The organism is Methanococcoides methylutens, assembly GCF_000765475.1.
Taxonomy (GTDB): Archaea; Halobacteriota; Methanosarcinia; order Methanosarcinales; family Methanosarcinaceae; genus Methanococcoides; species Methanococcoides methylutens.
The window spans coordinates 22,823-38,678 of the sequence record NZ_JRHO01000002.1; the positions used below are offsets into that span (position 1 = coordinate 22,823).

The following is a 15,856-nucleotide window of genomic DNA, read 5'->3' on the forward strand; positions in this document are numbered from 1 at the left end:
CAACTTAACTATTAATAAATTTCGCAAGACTTTCGTTGGGAAAATGCATATTATTGATGTTAACCTAAATTTAGTTAATTTAGAAATAATCAAGGGGGACTTATGATGAGAGCATTAATTCTATTTATCGTCCTATTGACGACAATATTAATGGCAGGATGTGTACAGGATAGTGAACAACCTGTACAGGAAACAGATATAACCACACCTGAAGATACGGATAAAGCCACAACAGAAGAAAACATTGTCGAGGATGCTGAAGATGAGGTAAAAGTAGCCGATGATATCGATGAAACTCTGTCAAAGGACCATGAGGTTCTGATCGAGGACTTTGAGTTCAAACCTGCCACACTTCAGATATCAGTTGGTGACACTGTCACATGGATCAATATGGATTCAGCAGCACACACAGCCACCTCAAGTGATGAAGGCTTCGATTCAGGAAGTCTTTCAAAAGGTGAAAGTTTCAGCTTTACTTTCGAAGAAGAAGGAATTTTTGGTTATATATGCACTTTCCATCCATATATGGAAGGAGAGATTACAGTAGAAGCTTAAAATGATCGCCTGAAAACTGAGTATTTTGGATAAAAATGGATGGAAATTCCATCCATCCTATTTTATTCTGCCACTTTATTTTAGTGAGATCTCATCTTATCTTATCTTATCTTATCTTATAGGGACCTGTACTTCTGTCAATAATTCTTCCTCTGAAACATCATTCGGATCATTAAGATAAAGAGCTCTTGAAGGACCTGCCTGTTCCATCCCATTTTCAGCCATATATTCGAAAATACGGGAATACGCAACATCTACTTCCTGATATGGTCCTTTATGGATCACAGATACTGCTTTGATAGCAGGAAGTGTCTTAAGGGTAATAGAGGGTGTTTCCAAGCCAAGATTTCCTGAGATCGGCAGTGAAACTTCTATATCCGCATCGTTTTCCTTATATTCTTTATCGTGACAAAGGAACATTGCCGGACCAGTCAACTTAATGGTCTTACCTGTACCACTTGAATTTTCAACAAACCCAAATAATTCACCGATCAGTTTTCCGATCGTTACTTCATAACTTCCTGTTTCACGCATACTAAGTACACGCATCTTTGGTATTTCTTTTGTAATTGGTTCTGATACTGACATGCTGATCAACTCCAGTGTATCTGTCTGATTGAGCAAAAGATTCTGTATTTTTTGGAGTCTCCTTATCTCCAGCTGGGTTTCAGTATATCTTTTTTGCATCATCCCACCAATGAATTCACCATCCCTTTGATTTTCTGCCTCTAACAAAGAGGATATTTCATCCAGACCGAATCCCATCCATGAGAGTATCCGGATCTTAACCCCCCTCTCGATTTGAGGATAACTGTAGCATCGGTAGCCCGAGAAAGCATCTTTTGCTTCGGGGACAAGAAGCCCTTTCTGGTCGTATAGCCTGAGAGCTTTTTGGGTTAAGTGTGTCATTAAGGAGAATTTGCCAATTGGTATTCGATCGAATTTCATTGTGCTCAATAGATGATCGGTTTTAAAGTATATAAGAGAATTTTTTCTGACGCGGGGGAGAGTTTTCAACTAAGATTGAAATAAAAGACGTTAAAGTAACAAAAAACAGAACATTAAAATAAGCCCTATTTAAAACATACATTCATTCAAGGATAAATAATTCGTAAAACTGAGCATCACTAACAAAAATAGAGGGTTTAAATTGACAGATCTAACACCAAAAGAAAGGTTCATGCGAGCTTTAGAATGCAAAGATGTAGACAAAGTTCCGGTCTGTTCAGTTACCCAGACAGGCACTATTCAACTTATGGAGATCACAGGTGCAAAATGGCCGGAAGCACATTTTGATGCAGAGAAAATGGCAACCCTTGCAATTGCAGGACATGAGGTCGCAGGACTTGAAGCAGTACGCTATCCTTTTGATGGGACGGACATTCCACAGACACTTGGATGCAAGATAATCGAAGGAACTTATGATACACAGCCATCGATCGTTGATTTCCCCTGTAAAAAATCGAAAGATGTGAACGATCTGGACATCCCTGAGAATCTCCTTGAATGTGAAAGGGTAGCAACTCTCCTGAAAACAACAGATATCGTTAAAGAACGAGTTAGTGATGACATCCCGATAGTTGCAGGGATGCTCGGACCGGCAGCACTTGCAATGTCACTGGTTGGTGCAAGGAACTACCTCATGTGGTTTATTTCAAAACCCGACACCATAAAGGAACTGCTCACGATCGGCACTGATATATGTATAGAATATTCCAATGCTCTTTTAGAACATGGGGCTGATGTGATCTGCCTTCCCGATTCCGAAGCCGGACCTGACCTGATACCGCCTGAGTTCTTCGAAACGATGATATTGGACGAGTATAAGAGACTCAATCAGAAAGTGCACGGGAAGACAATTGCACACATTTGCGGAGATGCTTCCGATATCCTCGAGCCTCTGTCAACTTCCGGCTTTGACGGCATAAGTATCGAGGAAAAGGTCGATGTCGGATATGCAAAGAGCATCATCGGGAACAAAGCCTGCCTGATAGGAAATATATCACCTGTACATACGCTTCTTGGAATGCCTCCGGAAAAGCTAAAGGAAGAGGCAAAAGCATGTATTGACGATGGTATCGATATACTTGCACCCGGATGTGGATTAGCTCCGCATACCTCACTTAATAATTTGAAGGCGTTCGTTGATTCAAGAGATGAATATTATCTGGAGAAAGAGGGGTAATAGGATCATATTACATCCATCATTTTAGCATTCACAGACTACTAAAGAATAACTGCGTTAAATATAAGATCCGGTTTCGATGGATTTTGAAAAGATAGAATTTTCCATACAAATACATATAACATTTTTAGATAAACTATAAAAATAAAAATTTGTCGCGGATAACGTACTATTTTGGTCGGTGAAGTCCGCGATCTCGGAATGCCTTACTTTACATTACTTTACTTTCTCTCCATCTAATCCCATTCTATCTATCCCCTACAAGAATTTTAAACTCCCTCATACCATGAGGATCTGGGGGTGTCCTCACACAGCCTGCGAATCGTATATACCAGCTCCGAGGAACCACTCATCGTCCACCATCATAACGTAACTGAGTTTTTGTTTGACCGTGAAGTTATCTGCAGGGTCTACATAGAGATACCGGAAGAGACTCCCGTTGGACTGTGCGGTGGCTGCCATTTCCTGGATATATGCTGTACCGTTCGCATCTGTGATGTTCCATCGGTCCGTCCCGATTATCTCAGGCTGGAATGGAAGAGCCAGTGTGGTGCCATCTATATCGTAGGCAAAGATGTAGAGTTCGCCGTCAACGAACTGACCAGTCTGGTTGTTGAATTCGCGAAGGGCGGCTTCCTGTCCTTGAACGTTCGCATATTCGTAAGCATTCTCGACGAATGCAATGAGTTCCTCTGGAGATGCAGTGGAACTGAGGTCTGGAGACAATGTGCCGGTCAACGATGCTTCCGATTGATTCTGAGAAGGTTCGGGATTGGTGTCCGTGCATCCAGCACCAAGAATAGCCATCAGCACGAGTGTAATTACAAGAAGAATATTATAAGCTCTCATACATCGGAATTAGGGATAGTATCAATTAAAAAATTGTCCCTTTCGAGATTGCTTCAGAATTCGCCATAATTTTCTTATAATCACAACCATATTTCTAGCCTCCATGAACATTAAAAGCTTAGTACCTCCACCATTCAGATAACAGAAGTTGATTATTAGAAATGTTGTACCATATGTCTGGAGAAAGGCAAGCTCTAAACTTAAAGAGCTGCCTTCTCCAGAGATCGATCTATAAGGAACTATCTTTTTTATTTCCACGTCACTCTTGGAGGCTCCCTTCCCGGAATTCCCTTCACCTTGTGTTCAGGGTGTCCAAACATCATGCAATACTGGATCGCATTCCCTTGAGGAAGTTCCAGTTCATCAATCAGTGGTTTGTAAGATGCAGCTGCAATGGCAAGGAATCCTGCCCAGCATGTTCCGACCTCAAAGACTTGTGCTGCAAGTTCGAACCACGAAAGTGCTATGATACTGTCAGTGTAACCGGTCGGGCTCTCAGCTGGTGTATGTGCTATTACCAGATGAGGGGCTCCCCTGCATATAGGATCCACGCCCATTTCATAGGCAGAGATCAGACCCGGCATTAGTGGTTTGAGAGGATGATCTTCTTCACTTGCAACAACCTCACGCATCCAGTCGATGCTCAAACCGGCGATCTTTTTCACATCCTCAGGATCATGAACGATGGTCCAGTGTACAGGCTGCTTGTTCATTCCGGAAGGAGCATAGCGGGAAATATCAAGTATTTTCTCTATTGTGTCCTTGTCGACGGATTCGTCCTTGTAGCTCCTGATAGAGCGGCGCATTACCATGTATTTGCCTAGCTCTGAAGGGGGTATGGTAGGAAATTCATCATCCTGAAGCTGATAGTAAGTTGAATCAAACAAAGTAGAGATAGCACCTTCAGGACAGAATACCTCGCAATGCCCACATTTTGCACAATATTCAGCAGCATCTTCAGGTGAGTAAGGGGTTTCGCCTTCCTTTGAAGGAAGGATTATAGACATCGGACAGATTTCTACGCATATCTCACAATTCGTACACAATTCTGGTTCAATTGATATCACAGTCATTAAGTCACCTCAGCTCCCAAAAAATATATCCATTCAATGTTGGTCGCTGAAGGTTATAAGCTTTTCATCTGTTGAATGGAAAATAATAATGGAAACAGACATAGAAAACTCTCATATAACATCAGCCAAGCATACATTATGGGGAATTATCATGGGAGTTACAAGATCCATCAAAAAGATAATGAAAAGCATGCCGACCATTGAAGGAGCAGGAGTTCACCTGAAAAGAGCCTTTGGATTCAATCATGTACCGCAACTGGACCCTTTTCTACTGCTTGACGATTTTCATTCGGATGATCCGAAAGAATACATTATGGGTTTCCCCTGGCATCCTCACAGAGGGATTGAGACAATAACCTATATGTTGTCCGGAGAAGTTGAACACGGAGACAGCATGGGGAACAAGGGGGTCATTGAGTCAGGGGATGTTCAATGGATGACCGCCGGAAGCGGGATCGTTCATCAGGAAATGCCAAAGAGTCAGGAAGGAACAACTCTCTGGGGATTCCAGCTTTGGGCCAATCTACCGGCATCCCATAAAATGATGGAACCACGATATCAGGAAGTTAAGAGCGAGCAGATACCGGAAGTGCCAATGAATAATGGTATCCGGATCAAGGTCATTTGCGGTGAAGTTAATGGTACAAAGGGTCCCGTACAGGACATTGTAACCGATCCGGAATATCTGGATATTACAATTCCTCCTGAAACATCATTTTCACATCCGACAAAGACCGGATATACTGTATTTGCCTATGTTCTCGAAGGTGAAGGCTCTTTTGGAAAAGATCAGGAACCATATTCCTTCGAAGTGGAGGGTTCAAAATATTTTGATCTCAATGAATCATCAACGATCGGACCTGAGAATCTGGTTATGTTCGATGATGGTGATGAAATAGTAGCAACGGCGGGAAATAAAGGATTGAGATTCCTGCTTATTTCGGGTAAGCCCATCAATGAGCCGGTTGCCTGGTATGGTCCGATCGTGATGAACACGCAGGAAGAATTGAAGGTGGCTTTTGAAGAATACAGGAATGGGACTTTTATTAAGTCGGGTAATTCAGATTGACCCACTCTTTTTTTAATTTCCAAAGAATGATTACATTTATATACTGAAAGTATGTTTTACGAACCCTGATAACTTTAACAGGAGATCTCTAAAAGGATCGAAATAATGGAATTCGAGAAATATATCATAGATCATTCCTGAATGATCTAAAAACAGGTTTTATTCTAGCAATTGTAGCACTTCCAATTGCCTTTGCAATAACTTCTGGCCCGGAACCGATAATAGTTCTTTGTGATGCTATTATTAGAGGCCTGCTTGTTTTTTCCTTTGATAATTCACAACATTCCCTATCCAGATAAGTAATCACCAGATTCCTCGATCTGGAATTACATTATCATTAAGTTCCAAAATTTATTTTGGCACTTTTCAGTTTCAACCGTTGGCATAACTTACGGGTGCATAGCAATCTTTAAAATTTGGTATAAATATGGCATTTATAGAACAACTAAAGAACGATCAATTGAATTTCAAAAATGAGGTATTATCCGGGATGACAGTTTCACTGGCACTTGTGCCTGAAGCTGTAGCCTTCTCAATAATAGCAAATGTAAGTCCATTGGTTGGACTCTATTCTGCATTCATCATTGGATTAATAACCGCAATTATCGGTGGCAGACCGGGAATGATATCAGGTGCTACGGGTGCAATCGCAGTTGTAGTTGTAGCCCTGGTGATCAGGCACGGAGTTGAGTATCTTTTCGCTGCTGTAATTCTGATGGGTATTATTCAAATGACCATTGGATTTTTTAAGTTGGGTAAATTTATTCGGCTTGTACCACATGCAGTAATGTTCGGCTTTGTAAATGGGCTGGCAATCGTGATCTTCATGGCCCAGCTTTCCCAGTTCAAATTTACTGATATTAATGGGATCGAACATTGGCTGGGAGGACAGACACTTCTGGTCATGTTAGGTTTAGTGGGATTGACCATGGGTATTATCTATATAATGCCAAAATTAACAAAAGCAGTTCCTGCTTCACTAACTGCAATTATAGTTGTTTCAGCTATTGTCATCTATTTCCAGGTCCAGACAAGAACAGTTGGTGATATTGCATCAATTGCAGGCGGTTTTCCTGAATTCCACATACCACAGGTTCCACTAAATCTGGAAACACTGAAAATTGTTTTCCCGTATTCACTCGTCATGGCATTGGTCGGATTGATCGAAAGTCTGTTGACACTGACAGTGATCGATGAAATGACAGAAACAAGAAGCAGGGCAAATAAAGAAAGTGTTGCACAGGGTATTGCCAACTTTGTTTGCGGACTCTTTGGAGGCATGGGCGGATGTGCCATGATAGGACAGAGTCTCATCAACATAAACTCAGGTGCCAGAAACAGAACCTCAGGGATCGTTGCAGCTGTGGGCCTATTACTTATTGTACTAGTAGGTGCCCCTCTTATCGAAAAGATACCAATGGCAGCATTGGTTGGTGTGATGTTCGTGGTTGCCATCGGAACATTCGAATGGGCATCATTAAAGATATTCAGAAAAGTACCCATTACAGACGTACTTGTTATGGTGGTCGTTGCAGGCATAACCGTCATTTACCACAACCTTGCAGTAGCTGTGATCGCAGGTGTCGTTATTTCTGCACTGGCTTTTGCATGGGAAAATGCAAAACTTGTCCGTGCAAGGGAAATAATTGATGATAACGGGATCAAACATTACGAATTTTTTGGCCCGTTATTCTTTGGTTCAGTTACTGAATTCCAAAATAAATTCGATGTATTAAATGACCCTGACGAGATAATAATCGATCTCAAAGAATCAAGAGTTGCTGACCATTCTGCCATCGAAGCGTTGAATAAGATAACTGAACGCTATGCAAAGGTTGGTAAAAAGGTCCATCTTCGACACTTAAGCGAAGATTGTCTGGTACTGCTGGATAATGCATCTGCCATAATTGATGTCAATCACTGGGAAGATCCGCATTACAAAGTACCTTCTGATATACTGGGATAAGAAACACATTACAATGTAGAAGGTCGATACCTTTCAATTGAAAAATCGCAAAGAATGTCATCTTCAACATATTGATGCCAGCAGAGCTGGCATTTTATGTTTTATAGTTAGATACTCAGATCACTCAGGGATGTTCGGGAACTCTGTCAGTTCACCGCGATGATTTTTCAGGATATACTTCTCATCAGTTTTGTCCATGATGTAATAATCAGGCATCAACGGAATCTTACCAATATTTGTAGCTATGACATACATTGGCTGAGCAAGTCCTGTAGTATGGCCTCTGAGTCCGTCACGTATAAGTTCAGCTCCCTTTTCAACAGGTGTACGAAAATGATCTATACCTGGTGCAGGTTCACAATAGAACAGATAGTATGGCCTTATCCTTGCAGTAAGCAATTTCTGATGAAGTTCACGTATGGCCTTCACATCATCATTGATACCTTTAAGGAGAACTGCCTGGTTTCCTACATTAACACCTGATGAAACGAGGTCATATACCGCACGTTTTGTTTTCTCGGTAATCTCTTTGGGATGATTACACTGAGTGTTCAGCCAGATAGGCACATCATGATAACCGCCAAGTATCCTTTTCAGGTCTTCAGTGATCCTTTGTGGCAGGACAATAGGCAAACGTGACCCAATACGTATCATTTCAATGTGTGGAATTGCACGGAGACTTGCGATAATGTATTCGATCTTATCATCGGATAACAAAAGCGGATCTCCACCAGTTATCAGGACATCCCGGATCTCTTCATGCTGACTGATCCATTCAAGACCTTCATCGATATTGAAATCAAGTTCCAGATCGTGGTCAACAACTAGTTCTTTCCTGAAACAATGACGACAATAGATCCCACATTTCTTGAATACTGTAAAAGCGATCCTGTCCTTATATTGTCTGGCTATACTGTCAGGGCGCACTTCATCGGTGGCCCTGTTTTCCTTCCAGACAAGATAATCGTGCATCCCATACTTATTATGTTTTTCTTCAAGAGAAGGGATCACTTGTTTTCTGATAGGACATTCGGGATCATCTTTGTCCATAAGAGAAGCAAAATAAGGTGTGGTACCCCAGCGTGTATCAAGGGTATTGATGGCTTCTTTTTCAGAATCTGTTAAATTTATTATTTCTTCGAGCTTTTCTAAGGTATTGATTTGGTTGTTTATTTGATCTTTCCATTCTTCACTCATTATAGTGAATACTCCTTGGTCAAAGGTAGGGGTCATAAAATATACATTTTATTGTAGAAATCAATAAATATTGAAATCCAAAATATGAAGGGATTTTTATAAACCACTACAGTTGTTAAAGTTAAAACGCATTTGAAAACTACAAATGCCACCCGCTATAACATTAAAAGTCAATATATATAAATATTTGGAGCATGTCACATAAAGCAATTTGCAGATCATATCTCGATAAATACACTAAGAATTCTATTCTCGATCGAATATTCCTTTGCATTTGACAACTGCATATCCTTTGGTTCACTAACCCATCAAATATTCATAATTTTCTTTTCTTTTCTTTTCTTTTCCTTGTGCCCACAACAGACTTTTTTTACATTATCAGAGTTATCTCGATCCTGCATACATTACCTTCATTGACCTCTTCTGCATCAACCCTGTATTTCTTCTGGATATGGATCATAGAAAGCCCTAAATTGTAAAATCCAAGTTATAATCCCCATATAGATATTAGTCATAATTCGATAAATACAATATTCTCAAAAAATAAAAATAAGAGGCATAAACCCAAATAGCTTCAACATTATAGTTATTCCAGAGGACAAAATACATGATACCTGCTGAATTCCTTGTGGTTTTCTTTGGACTTATGGCAGCCATATCCTGGGGTGCCGGAGATTTCAGCGGCGGGTTCGCCTCTAAACGTGCGAATGTCTATAGTGTTGTCCTGATAACTCAGGCAGTCGGAGTATTCCTTCTTGCAGCTTCAGCCCATCTGATGGCAGAAGAAATGCCACCTCTTGGCGGTATGATATGGGGAGCTGTTGCCGGAGTTTTCATCAGCATCGGACTTCTGGCACTTTATCGTGGTCTTTCACAGGGAAGAATGGGATTTGTTGCACCAATTTCCGCGGTTGTAGCTGCTACCGTACCAGCCATCTATGGTACATTCTATGAAGGATTGCCTGCTGTTCATCAACTGGTCGGGTTTGTTTTTGCACTTGTAGCAGTCTGGCTCATTGCCGGCGGAGGAGATGAGAGCAGCAAGATCGAACGCACAGACCTTATACTTCCATTGATCGCCGGAACCGGATTCGGACTATTCTTCATATCAATTGACAAAGTTAGTGATACGGCTGTACTCTGGCCCCTTACCGCTGCAAGGATCGCAGCCGTGATAACATTGATCGTATTTATCGCATTAAGCAAACAGGTCTACTTACCACCAAAAAATGTCCTTCCGATAATAATCATTGCAGGAGTTTTTGATACAGGAGGAAACACCTTTTTTGCACTGGCTTCCCAGGCAGGTAGGCTCGACATAGCATCCATTATATCTTCACTTTACCCTGCAGGAACAGTCTTACTTGCATGGCTGATACTCAAGGAAAAACTTTCCCTAAAGCAATGGATTGGTGTAGCTGCTGCACTTATTGCTATTGTGTTCATCTCGGCTTGAGCTTAGATGAAAATTTCTGATATTTTGGCTCTGTAGAAATCATCTTCTCGAAATTCGTGACCATATAGTAATTAAATGATTTCGCTTTTAAAAATATATCATACAGAAAGCGGAAAGTATAAATCCAAATTACTTCAATAATATATTTATTCTAAGAGAATAAATGTGTAGTACCTGCTGAATTTCTGATGGTTTTCTTTGGACTTATGGCAGCTATATCGTGAGGTGCCAGAGATTTCAGCGGTGAATTGGGTTATCAACGCACATATTTCCTTATGAAGTAAAGAACTTTAATAGGAAAATGTGTAAATCGTATATTGAAAAAATTGAAAGAAATTGAGGGGATGAAATGAAACTAAAAAACATTTTGTTGTTGTTTCTTGTATTGAATTCTATGTTTATTTTAGGATATACTTTAGGGATAAATAATATAGAAATGTCATTTGAAAATAACACAAAACTGTCTTTTGGAAATAAAAATAATATATCTGATAACTTTAAAGTCGAAAATGATTATGTATTTAAAATTGGTGAAAATGTAAGTACATCGAAATAGTTTAATACAGCCAGTCGTAGCTTTTCAGGAACAGTTGTGGATATTAATTATTTTGAAACTGGAAATGTTCTAACAATTTATAATTCATCGACCGATGAGACTAAAATGCTAAATGAAGAATGGATTGCAGAATTTGGACAAAGAAAATTCGACTTGATAAATGATGGAAATAATTTCTGAAAGGATACGAGACACTGCTATTTTGAAGATTTAGCTGATTTGTGGAGTGTTTAATAATAGGTAACGAATTTGTAGAGAGTATTCAACAGATAGATTTATTATTAACTGTCCCCAATTCTTATTGGGGGCTTCTGCAATGAACAAATACCAGATCACATTCCTATTATTTTCAACATTGATCGTAGCTGCTGTTTCAGGCTGCACGACCTACGGACCGGACTTTGGAGCTGAAAAAATTGAATATTTCAGCGGAGATTATGAAGCAGATAATAACACAACCTTAGCCGTTAACAACATAAACGGACAGATCGAGATCGATAGCTGGGATGGCGATAAAGTCGAATTGGAAGCTATCAAAAGAACAAATTATGGCGAAGATGAACTTGAAAAAGTCCATATTATTGTCAATGAGATCGATGATGTGTTAAAAGTGGAAACAAAATATCCCCCTATTGAAAATGTCAGAGTCTCAGTTGATATGAAGATCAAAGTTCCGGAAAATGTTACAGTTGATATTATAGAAACAACCAATGGAAACATAGTGATCTCAGACACAAAGGGAAATACTACAGCCATAACCACTAATGGAGCTGTGACTATAACCAACGTCGAAGGTTACATAACTGCAAGATCAAGCAATGGTGCACTGGACATACAAAGAACAACAGGTATCAACGACCTGAAGACCACTAATGGAAAAATAGAAGCCCAGATACTTGACATTAAAAACGATCTCGACATCAGATGCACTAATGGAGCGGTCATAATCCATATCGATCCGTCTTTGGATGCTGAGATAGAAGTGGAAACAACCAATGGCCAGATTTCAATGAATGAAGTGGAATTGGTAGTAACAAAGCTGGAATCAACTCATGTAGAAGGGATCCTTGGTGAAGGTGGAAGTAAAATAAGTATAAAGACAACAAATGGAAATGTGAACCTTAACAAACTTATCGTTTGATCAGGGTTCATTTCTGTTTCATATTTATTTTTAGATTTCACTTTTATTTGTATATCTTATTTTTGTGTTGTCGGGATAGGTTGTTTCCATTAGAATAACACAAAGATGAAACCCACTATTCCTAGCATGATGCCATTCTGCATGACCAGCGATACGACCATTATCCTCACACCCAGATTCGGACTGAATATCCCCACATAATAAGGCAGCATGGTCCTTATCCTTGCAACACCTGCCAGTATTCTTCCGATGAGAAGTGCAAGGATCACATCTTTGGAAGAAAGCATCCCGGTATCCAAAAGATTTCCTGCTATGGTAAATGCAGCAATATTGCTGGCAAACCAGCCAGCGATTATGGGAAGGCCTTCAGCAGGCACATATCGGATCATGAATGAATTTTTCATTATAGATGCTGCCCAGTCAAAAAGACCTGTATCCATCAGCTGGAATACTACGATCGATACAATGGTCATGGTCAGGACGATCCTTGTCAGAGATCTACGAGACCTTTTCAAGGACTTCACAGAAGCTTCCCGGAAACTGATCTTTTCTGTATTGCGGTGGATATTTCCCGAAGGCCGGGGTGTTAGAAGAATACGTGCAGCTATTAGTGCCAGTAGTGTTTTCAGGAATCCTATGAGCACCACTATCCCCAGATAGATGAGGCCGGTGGTACCAAGCAATATGACCATCACGGGCAGAAGATCTCTTGAGAGTACGATGCCTGAAGGGAAGGAATTTACCATTGTCGCTATGATGGTCTCTTTTCTATCGATGTGATTATCATCATGCAGTTTTGCGATCATTGAGTTTCCAGCAGCTGAAGAACCAAAGGATGTGAGAAAGCTCAGGCCGATCTCTTCCCTCAGGTGACCAAAACGCATGAGAGGGGATGCTATAAAGCCCAGCTTGTTCACCCAGCCCATCTCCACCATGATATCCATTATCAGAGTTCCGATAACGATCGGCGGGATCACCTTGATGAGATATTCAAATGCTGCATATAATCCATCGATCCACATTGGCGGTCATATACCCTATATCAGATAAGAGTCTTACGTGTTCTTACAAAATAAGTATAGACTGAAGCGGAAAATGAAAGACTATTAAATGAGGTATTAATTCAAGGATGGATTACGTATCACAGCAAGATTAAATGTATCACAATACATATTTAATATTGGCAGGGGGAGTGCTAATGAGCCAGGGGTTTCAACTAAGCAGAATATTCACCAATATTTCCGGAAAGACATTATCCAAACATTGTACAGTAGCTATCGTTCTTGTAATGGTCTCGGTCTTATGCATCATGGCAGTAAATGTTGCTTTTGCTGTCGAGGAAACAGGAACGGAATCTGGCTTTGAAAGTTGTCAGCCCTGTCATGCAGACATTATCACCAATTTTTCTTCTTCACTCCACTACACCGGCAGCGGTATGAAAGGAGAATATGAGAAAGGTGCAGCAGGCGAATTTGGAATTGACATGCACACCTTCTATGAGGAAAGAGGCTGTTCTGCTTGCCATGCATCCTCCTGTACATCATGTCACACAGTCGAAGGAGGACATGGTGGCGACATTACTATAGAAACCTGTGACCAGTGTCACTTCAAGAAGCAGACCTCATATTTCCAGGGAGAATTACCTGCACACAAGGATGTAGCTCCCAATCCGGATGTCCACTATGAAAAGGAACTGGAATGCACCGATTGCCATACAGCAGAAGAGGTCCATGGTGATGGGGTTGCATACGAGTCACAGATGGAAGCTGTGAAAGTGACCTGTGCGGAATGCCACACGGACCCTGAAAAGGAGGTTAATGGCATGGCCGTTACACAATATTACCCTGATAGTCCTGCACACAGCATACATGAAGGCAAACTCGACTGCTCAGCCTGCCATTCCGGCTGGGTCATCACATGTGAGAACTGCCATCTTGAAACAGGTCAGCTGGATAGGATAGATGTTAGCAAGTTCCACCTTGCAAGATCAGTTGAAGGAACCATCAAACCATTCATCAACATGACCGCATCCTACAACAATTCTACACATACGGCATTTGCTGAATGGGTCCCTCACACAACCACCACCGAAGCAAAGGATTGTGAATTCTGCCATGAGAACACTGAGATATTCGTTGGTGAAAATGACGGAGTGATACTCGGTGCCGGTGGATCGTTCCTTTCACAGGAGACTATTAACAGGATTGCTGAAGCTCCTATCGAGGAGGAAAGTGATAGTGAGGATACCCCAGGTTTAGTTCCTTATTTAGCAATTATAGGAATACTGGCTGTTTATTTGTTGATGAAACGGAAGTGAAAAAGCTCAGATATTTATTAAAAATTAGTTTAAGAAATAAAATAGAAAATTAATTAAAAAAAAGGCTTCACTCAAGCCTTTCCTTCAAATAACTCTTGAACTTCTCATAATCCGTATCCAGGAATTCCATGTGTTCCTCTCTTCCCTCGATCTCTTTCAGACTCTGAGGAGGTTCTGGCTCAATTCCGATAGCAGACATTACTTCTGCAGGGAACTTTGCAGGATGAGCAGTTTCCAGTGTCACTGCAAGCGTGTTGTCATTGGTGCTTGCACGATAATCCATCAGGCCCTTAATGCCAACAGCACCATGAGGCTCAATACAGATGTTGTGCTCCTCGAAGAACTCTTTGACCACTGCTTTGGTTTCTTCGTCGGTAACAGACGTTGAATAGATATCACCGTTCAATCTGTCCATGTCAGGAAGCTTGTTGATATTGCCCTGCTCATCCATTTCCCCGCCATAGATCGCGATGAGCCTGGCAAGGTTGCTTGGGTGACCAACGTTCATTGCGTTTGAGATGCAGTTCTTTGAAGGAACGATCTTTTCATATTCGCCGGAATTAAGGAAACCCGGGACCTCATCGTTCTCGTTAACAGAAGCGATTATCTTTTTGATAGGCACGCCCATGTTCTTTGCCAGCACACAGCCCATCATGTTACCGAAGTTGCCTGATGGTATGGAGAATATGATCTCCTCAGGGTAATTCCTCAGCTTCAGGTAGGAATAGAAGTAATAGAGTGTCTGTGGAACCAGACGGCCTATGTTAATGGAATTTGCTGATGAAAGGTTCAGGTGTTTGAGCTCACTGTCTGCAAACGCCTGCTTGACCATTGCCTGGCAGTCATCGAACTTTCCGTCTATTGCCAGTGCAGAAATGTTCTTGTTAAGGGTAGTCATCTGCTTTCTCTGGCGGTCTGAGACCTCTGTTTCAGGGAACAGTACGATGACCTTGATGTTGTCAAGACCATAGAATGCATGAGCAACTGCACTTCCTGTATCTCCGGAAGTTGCTGTAAGTATGGTCAGCTCCTTGTTCTCCTTCTTGAGATAGAACTGCATGAGCCTTGCCATCATACGGGCTGCAAAGTCCTTGAAGGATGCAGTTGGACCCCGGTCAAGCCTCATTATGTATGTGTTCTCATTTACCTCTTCCAGTGGTACTTCATAGTCATAAGCATCATAGGTTATCGCTTTGAGAGATTCCTCATCGATCTCGCCCTCAAGTATCTTTTTAAGCAGCTGGAAAGCGATCTCAGGATACTCTTCGTCCTTTAAGGCTACGAGATCCTCTTCAGAGAAATGTGGAAGAGTCTTTGGCATGTAAAGGCCTTTGTCGGGAGCAAGACCTGTGATGAGTGCAGTTTCAAAATTTACTTCTTCTGCGTTGAGATTAGTGCTGTAGAGTTTCATATTATCAGGACTCTTGTTTTGATCCGCTGGTTGTATTGGTTCGTTATCGAGTTGATCCAGGGAATCGATGATATTGATAAG

General features: G+C 41.1%; 15 protein-coding genes. 8 read left to right on the forward strand and 7 right to left on the reverse strand.

Annotated elements, in window-relative coordinates; all coding sequences use genetic code 11:
• Positions 1-150: 150 nt before the first annotated feature.
• On the forward strand, positions 151-555 hold the full coding sequence (locus LI82_RS00155; protein ID WP_081955685.1) for a cupredoxin domain-containing protein: 405 nt from the start codon (positions 151-153) through the stop codon (positions 553-555).
• Positions 556-666: 111 nt separating this feature from the next.
• On the opposite strand, the gene LI82_RS00160 is transcribed toward LI82_RS00155, so the two are convergent.
• Positions 667-1,503, reverse strand: a complete 837-nt coding sequence (locus LI82_RS00160) for a MerR family transcriptional regulator (protein ID WP_048192960.1) — start codon at positions 1,501-1,503, stop codon at positions 667-669.
• A 202-nt stretch (positions 1,504-1,705) separates the two neighbouring features.
• On the opposite strand from LI82_RS00160, the gene mtaA reads away from it, so the two are divergent.
• On the forward strand, positions 1,706-2,740 hold the full coding sequence (gene mtaA, locus LI82_RS00165) for a methylcobamide:CoM methyltransferase MtaA (RefSeq protein WP_048192961.1): 1,035 nt from the start codon (positions 1,706-1,708) through the stop codon (positions 2,738-2,740).
• A 306-nt stretch (positions 2,741-3,046) separates the two neighbouring features.
• Here mtaA and LI82_RS00170 read toward each other — a convergent pair whose 3' ends face one another.
• Together LI82_RS00170 and LI82_RS00180 are read right to left on the reverse strand one after the other, a co-directional pair.
• Positions 3,047-3,589, reverse strand: coding sequence for a cache domain-containing protein (locus tag LI82_RS00170; protein ID WP_048192962.1), 543 nt, complete (start codon positions 3,587-3,589; stop codon positions 3,047-3,049).
• A gap of 248 nt (positions 3,590-3,837) precedes the next feature.
• Positions 3,838-4,662 carry a nitroreductase family protein gene (locus tag LI82_RS00180; RefSeq protein ID WP_048192964.1) on the reverse strand — a complete coding sequence of 275 codons (825 nt, stop codon included), beginning with the start codon at positions 4,660-4,662 and terminating at the stop codon, positions 3,838-3,840.
• Positions 4,663-4,813: 151 nt separating this feature from the next.
• Between LI82_RS00180 and LI82_RS00185 the strand changes: the two genes are divergently transcribed.
• Positions 4,814-5,731, forward strand: a complete 918-nt coding sequence (locus LI82_RS00185) for a pirin family protein (protein WP_048193093.1) — start codon at positions 4,814-4,816, stop codon at positions 5,729-5,731.
• Between the two features lie 124 nt (positions 5,732-5,855).
• Here the strand turns inward: LI82_RS00185 and LI82_RS12845 are convergent, their stop codons facing one another.
• Complete coding sequence (locus LI82_RS12845; RefSeq protein WP_135607287.1) at positions 5,856-6,038, reverse strand: hypothetical protein; 183 nt, start codon at positions 6,036-6,038, stop codon at positions 5,856-5,858.
• Between the two features lie 120 nt (positions 6,039-6,158).
• Here LI82_RS12845 and LI82_RS00190 point away from each other — a divergent pair, with 120 nt between their 5' ends.
• Positions 6,159-7,697: a SulP family inorganic anion transporter gene (locus LI82_RS00190; protein ID WP_048192965.1), complete on the forward strand. Its 1,539-nt coding sequence runs from the start codon at positions 6,159-6,161 to the stop codon at positions 7,695-7,697.
• A 120-nt stretch (positions 7,698-7,817) separates the two neighbouring features.
• Here LI82_RS00190 and LI82_RS00195 read toward each other — a convergent pair whose 3' ends face one another.
• The gene (locus tag LI82_RS00195) at positions 7,818-8,894 is read right to left on the reverse strand and encodes a KamA family radical SAM protein (protein ID WP_048192966.1); all 1,077 of its coding nucleotides are present in this window, start codon (positions 8,892-8,894) and stop codon (positions 7,818-7,820) included.
• A 607-nt stretch (positions 8,895-9,501) separates the two neighbouring features.
• Here LI82_RS00195 and LI82_RS00200 point away from each other — a divergent pair.
• From LI82_RS00200 to LI82_RS00210, 3 genes are all read left to right on the forward strand, one after another.
• A complete protein-coding gene (locus LI82_RS00200) occupies positions 9,502-10,350 on the forward strand; it encodes a DMT family transporter (RefSeq protein WP_048192967.1) in 849 nt (282 codons plus the stop codon).
• A gap of 349 nt (positions 10,351-10,699) precedes the next feature.
• Entirely contained in the window at positions 10,700-10,906 is a 207-nt protein-coding gene (locus LI82_RS00205; protein ID WP_048192968.1) for a hypothetical protein, read from the forward strand.
• A 316-nt stretch (positions 10,907-11,222) separates the two neighbouring features.
• Complete coding sequence (locus LI82_RS00210; protein ID WP_048192969.1) at positions 11,223-12,047, forward strand: DUF4097 family beta strand repeat-containing protein; 825 nt, start codon at positions 11,223-11,225, stop codon at positions 12,045-12,047.
• Positions 12,048-12,136: 89 nt separating this feature from the next.
• Here LI82_RS00210 and LI82_RS00215 read toward each other — a convergent pair whose 3' ends face one another.
• On the reverse strand, positions 12,137-13,069 hold the full coding sequence (locus LI82_RS00215; protein ID WP_048192970.1) for a nucleoside recognition domain-containing protein: 933 nt from the start codon (positions 13,067-13,069) through the stop codon (positions 12,137-12,139).
• A gap of 176 nt (positions 13,070-13,245) precedes the next feature.
• Here LI82_RS00215 and LI82_RS00220 point away from each other — a divergent pair, with 176 nt between their 5' ends.
• Entirely contained in the window at positions 13,246-14,364 is a 1,119-nt protein-coding gene (locus LI82_RS00220) for a cytochrome c3 family protein (protein WP_048192971.1), read from the forward strand.
• A 67-nt stretch (positions 14,365-14,431) separates the two neighbouring features.
• On the opposite strand, the gene thrC is transcribed toward LI82_RS00220, so the two are convergent.
• Entirely contained in the window at positions 14,432-15,775 is a 1,344-nt protein-coding gene (gene thrC, locus LI82_RS00225; RefSeq protein ID WP_048192972.1) for a threonine synthase, read from the reverse strand.
• Between the last annotated feature and the right edge of the window lie 81 nt (positions 15,776-15,856).